This is a genomic window from Bacillus sp. EB600, from assembly GCF_024494385.1.
Taxonomy (GTDB): Bacteria; Bacillota; Bacilli; order Bacillales; family Cytobacillaceae; genus JAEVLT01.
The window spans coordinates 1-409 of record NZ_JAEVLT010000171.1; the positions used below are offsets into that span (position 1 = coordinate 1).

1 protein-coding gene is annotated in these 409 nt (G+C 46.9%); it reads right to left on the bottom strand.

Translation table 11 applies throughout. The features are described from left to right. Positions 1-409 (bottom strand): catalase (locus JN080_RS29235; protein ID WP_256239382.1); only part of this gene is annotated, 409 nt, incomplete at both ends.

The following is a 409-nucleotide window of genomic DNA, read 5'->3' on the forward strand; positions in this document are numbered from 1 at the left end:
TAGTGTCAGCTTTCCGATGATATGAACAGGAACGATTTCTTCAGGCCAGAGCTTCGTCGGATCGAGAACATCAAATTCGTATGCGTGTTCTTTTTCCTCTTCGATCATTTGCACCCCAAATTCGTACTCGGGATATATTCCGCGTTGAATCGCCTCATAGATATCTCGCCGGTGAAAATCGGCATCCAACCCGCCGATGATGAGGGATTCTTCTTGGAGAAGCGAATGTACGCCGAGGACTGGCTTCCAATGAAAGCGTACAAATGTAGAGGTTCCTTGGTCATTGAAGAACCGGTATGAATTGATCGCAAAACCCTCCATCATTCTCCAACTTCTTGGCAACGTCCGATCCGACATGAGCCACATGATAAAATGCGCCGACTCCTGGTTACTTGCTACAAAATCCCAA